We start from the raw sequence: 4,556 nt of genomic DNA, 5'->3' as shown, positions 1-4,556 counted from the left end.
AAGAAAGGATCCACTTGAGCTACTTTTTTATTTAATGCTTTATGTTCTGGCAACAACAAGGCTGCATGCCATTTAATTATTCCTCTGTCACGAATTGTACCCATCAGAAAAACCTCCTTTTTAATGATTATATACGAACGAGCGTTCTTATGGAAGGCATAAAAAAATACCTTCTCCGATTAAGAAGAAGGTATAGCTGGAGTACGAGGGTTACATATCGAATTATATACAAAATACTTTCTTTTTATACTTATGCAGCAAATAATTCAGCGAAAGAAGCTTTTCCGGCTTTTTTATCAGCAGTAATCTTTTTAGCTTTCTGGAATTTTTCTAAGGCTGCTTCAGTACCCTTTCCAAAGACAGAATCCAGTGATCCAGGGTTATATCCTTCTGTGTAAAGTGAAGCCTGAAGAATCCAAGTCAAATTCCCTTTTGCCCCTTTTTCAAGGGTAACGATTGCCGCTTTAGTCTTAGCTCCCCATTCTCCGTCCACAACAAGCTTTTTATTGAATTGCTTGTTAAGTTCAGTTTGCAACGCTTTGATCAAGGCCGTTTGTGTTTTAGGTCCGTTAATACCATCCTCAACAAGACCGGCATCATAACGGCTATTTAATGTTTTCTGGATGGAAACTATCGTGCTATCCCCTTTATTCTTGGAAGGCTCCTTGGTGACCTCTGAGGCCACCTCATCTTTTGGCTGCTCGACGACAACTGGTGTCTCATTATCCTTGAACTTTAAAGTAAGACTTGGCTTTTTACCTGATTGCATCTGCGCGTAAGATAATCCGCCCGTCATTTCCAAGTGAGGGTAATCTTTAAAGCCTGTCCAATCACCGCCCCATTTAAATCCTAGTTCTTTACCAATGGCAGCCACACGTCTCCATTTTGTACTAATGGTCCAGATTGCATTCTTCCCATCATCACTCACAATAAAAAAATCAATGGCTACCCCATAATTGTGGAAAGATTGTCCTGGCAAAGCTTTTGTCACAACCGGTTTTGAAAGGCTGCTATAATTTTTACCTTTGTAGCTGTAAAAACGCCCTTGGCCATATAGTGCTGCCTGTTCTTCCATAGAACGATAACCTGCGCTTATTTGAACGAAAATCCCTTCTTTATACGCCTGTTTAATCATTTCTAAGGCGGAAGCCTTCACCACTGAATTCATTCCAGAACCCATGTTTTTAATTGACCGATCTAATAAAGTTTGCAATGCTACTGTCATTTTCCATCGTCTCCTTTTAATTTAATTCATAATAAAAAGCCACCCGATGGGCAGCTTAAGATGTTTTTTCTGTTTGTTTAATGTTTTCTTGATGAACTTGCTGAATTTCTTTAATTAATACGGCTTTATCGATTTTTTCTAATAATGGATCGCGAGCCATTGATTGCTCTTTACCTCCAGGATCTTTATGAAGCTTGTCTAATGAATTATAAAGAACAGGTGGAATTGGCAGCCCCATTTGAGCGCAATTCTCTAAGATTGATAAGCCTTCATTTACAATGAAAAAACTGGTAACAGCCAGTATTATTAGCCCGCCAGTCTCTTGCCCCACACTGATAAAGAAATACTCCAAACCAGCTGCCATTCCGATAAGAACAAATACAGCAACCTTTTTTATCAATCCCGCCAAGCAAAATGTGCTATTTAAGGATTTCGTCATGTAGGCCCTAAATAGCCCAGTAATCATGTCTAGAACTTGAAAAAACACAAGAACCACCGTGACCTCGTTCATAATTCCGGATAAATACAAAAGAAAACTAATGAGTGTAGCCAGGCCCCCTTTCACTGCGGCAACCTCCCATCTCAACATAAAAATTCGCCTCCTTCAAAGTGCATCTCCCCCTTCAACATAAAACTCTCTTTGTCTTTATCTTTGTATGTCTAGGATGAATTTTATACATAATAAAAAGCCGCCATTTAGGGACGACTTGAATTTTATTGCTCTTTAGTTTTGTTACCACACAGTTTGTTCCAATTTACCGTACTAATACCAGTAAATCTTAGACAACTTCAAAAAATAACCTTAAAGATTTAATTTTGATTGTTTCACAGTATAATCTCTTCCGTAAATATGGCTATTAAGCATTCCCGCATAGAACCCTGCCAATTTTTGTCTTCCTATAGTGTTTGGATGAATTCCATCAGATGTTAATTGAACTACATTATGTTTATTTACTCCTGATAATTTTCCAGCGTTTCCTAAAGGAATTCTCCAATTCTTCGCAATTGCTTCCATCATGTCTAAAAATTGATCAAAAGTATCTCCGTTTCTATTCGGGCTTATTGCGTAATCTCTAAAGGTGGGGGAAAACATAACAATTGCTATTTGTGGGTTAGAATTAGTGATATTCTTTAAGCCTGTGTTCCAAGCTCCTGCAAAAGTTTTAGGGTCAGTGCTGTCTAGTGTTCCTAGAGGAACACCTGAACCAAAATCATTACCACCATACGTACACGTAACCAAATCATAAGATGTGAAATCAATTGTGGATGAAATTTTCCAAAAAGCACTTGATTCGTAAGGACCGTATAATGTATCGTTAATCCCTTCCCGATTAGAACATGCAGAACCACCTTTCGCCTGATTATTTACAGTTGTTTTTAAATATTTTGCTACGGATGGGAGCACCTGAAGTGCAATACTATCTCCCAGTCCAATCCATTTTAATCCTTCCATTGTGTACCCCGACTCGATTTCCCAAGGCACAACATTTTCAGGATATCTTGAGTCTATAACTCGTGACCAAACACGAGATGAATTATTTCGTAAGTAGGCTTTTTGCGCCACCCAGATGCTACTCACTCTACTGACTTCTAAAATCATTCCAACTGCGACAGAAAGTTGTCCTTGAAACTCCGGTGGAAAGTTTAATATTCCATTTGAGCAGAGGTACTTCCCTTCCTTTACTGTGGTATTGCAATCACTTGTCGGAGTTCCACTGGCGAAATTATCAGCCAATTTAGCGTATGTGATGGAGCCATCACCAATAGTACCGATATTACCAGATGGCGCTTTTGCTTCCCATTTACCGTTTGCACTATTGTAAGTTAAAATATTTCCGTTTGTCGGAGTTGACGTAATATTTACTGGAAGGCTCCCGCCTGAACCAATCTCAATTAATCTTTGAGCAAGTGTTTTATTATCCTCTACATAGACAAATTCAGAACGTGTTAATGGATACATGTATTGTCCATTAGCGTCTTTTAGTTTTTTACCTTTTCCTTGCATGAACTAACCCTCCTAACCTAAGCAAGCGATTTAACACTAAAATTATCAAATCTCATAATTGCATTTGAAGTACCCAAGCCCACTTTATTAGTTGAACTAAGTAAGAATGTTTCAGTAGCTTCTATTGCTAAATTCCCATTAACAAATAATTTTATGTGTCCATCTGCTTGATGCTCTATTTTTAATTTATCATTAGCAGTTGCTGTACCCACCCATTCAATGATTGTCGAATATGCTCCAGCTTGCCATTTACCTATTCGATACTTAGTTCCTGAAATATAGATATACACCATATTCGAAATATCTTGCCACCTGAGCATGATCGCAGAATATGTGTTTGTTCCAGTATGTGGTACTGCATAATCCACTTCAACTGTGAACGAATTGCTCGGTACAGTAATATATGCCGGAGTCTTATAGGTACTTGCATTTGGTGCTGGTGCATAAAATTGTCCACCTGTCACTCCATAATTGGACGGAACCCAAGTTTGTCCAGTTTCAGTTGTTGTTAAAAGACTCTTATCAACCGAGAATGTATCTACAATATTTAGTGTCGCAGGAACTGTGTCAATCGTATACGCAACGGTTTGAACAACAGAACTGTTCCCGGCTGTATCCTTCGCAAATGCTTTTACTGTTGAGGTTGCTGATACAGTAAAAGGACTAGAATATTTTATACTTGCAGTAGTTGGCGTAGTTCCATCTAATGTGTAATAAATATCTGCTGTTTCATTTGCTGTAAGGGTTACAGATTGAGAAGTTGTATATGTTCCTGCTGCTGGACTGACGGTTAATACTGGTGGTGTTGTATCAGTAGGCGCTGTTACATCTTTCGTAAAGGCAACTGTATTAACGGCACTAATATTGCCTGCTGTATCTTTTGCGATTGCTTTAATTGTTGCGGTGTTACTTAGATTAATAGCGCTCGTATATTTGGTGCTTGAAACTGTAGGTGTTGAACCATCAAGTGTATAGAAAATTTCGGCTGTCTCATTTGTAGACATGGTTACACTTTGAGTAGTTGCAAAAGTACCTCCATTAGGTGCGATTATTAATATTGGAGCAGTTGTATCAGGTGGAGGGGCAGTATTTCCAGTATCAATTATTACAGTTTCCCCTGCTGCCCAATCCTCATATAAAATTACATTGGATGGTACTGTGCCACCCCCGCTTGCACCCCCGCCACTTTCAATAGTTCTGGCGATTTCGGCCAAACTTTCCATATTAAATTCTTTAAGTAATTCACCAGCAGCTATTGCTTGGTTTAATAAAGGGAACTCATTAGTGCTGGCAAGAGTGTTATCATTCAAAATAGACTTTGTGGAA

Annotated in this window: 4 protein-coding genes; all 4 read right to left on the bottom strand. The window is 38.6% G+C overall.

What is annotated here, in order from left to right; all coding sequences use genetic code 11:
* Positions 1–250: 250 nt before the first annotated feature.
* Positions 251–1,225: a peptidoglycan-binding protein gene (locus tag CVN76_RS06140; RefSeq protein WP_157805561.1), complete on the bottom strand. Its 975-nt coding sequence runs from the start codon at positions 1,223–1,225 to the stop codon at positions 251–253.
* Between the two features lie 55 nt (positions 1,226–1,280).
* Positions 1,281–1,814, bottom strand: coding sequence for a phage holin family protein (locus CVN76_RS06135; RefSeq protein WP_100530609.1), 534 nt, complete (start codon positions 1,812–1,814; stop codon positions 1,281–1,283).
* 213 nt (positions 1,815–2,027) lie between these two features.
* Positions 2,028–3,230 carry an SGNH/GDSL hydrolase family protein gene (locus CVN76_RS06130; RefSeq protein ID WP_100530542.1) on the bottom strand — a complete coding sequence of 401 codons (1,203 nt, stop codon included), beginning with the start codon at positions 3,228–3,230 and terminating at the stop codon, positions 2,028–2,030.
* Between the two features lie 17 nt (positions 3,231–3,247).
* A partial coding sequence (locus tag CVN76_RS06125) for a chitobiase/beta-hexosaminidase C-terminal domain-containing protein (RefSeq protein ID WP_198512506.1) occupies positions 3,248–4,556 on the bottom strand: 1,309 nt, incomplete at its 5' end.

It is taken from the genome of Bacillus sp. mrc49 (genome assembly GCF_002803435.1).
Note: the sequence above shows the minus strand (reverse complement) of the source record. Positions and strands in the feature narration are given on the sequence as shown.

What these genes read in the sequence shown, in the direction of transcription:
- CVN76_RS06140 (WP_157805561.1), bottom strand. Translation starts at nt 1,225, where the DNA reads ATGACAGTAGCATTGCAAACTTTATTAGATCGGTCAATTAAAAACATG.
- CVN76_RS06135 (WP_100530609.1), bottom strand. Translation starts at nt 1,814, where the DNA reads ATGTTGAGATGGGAGGTTGCCGCAGTGAAAGGGGGCCTGGCTACACTC.
- CVN76_RS06130 (WP_100530542.1), bottom strand. Translation starts at nt 3,230, where the DNA reads ATGCAAGGAAAAGGTAAAAAACTAAAAGACGCTAATGGACAATACATG.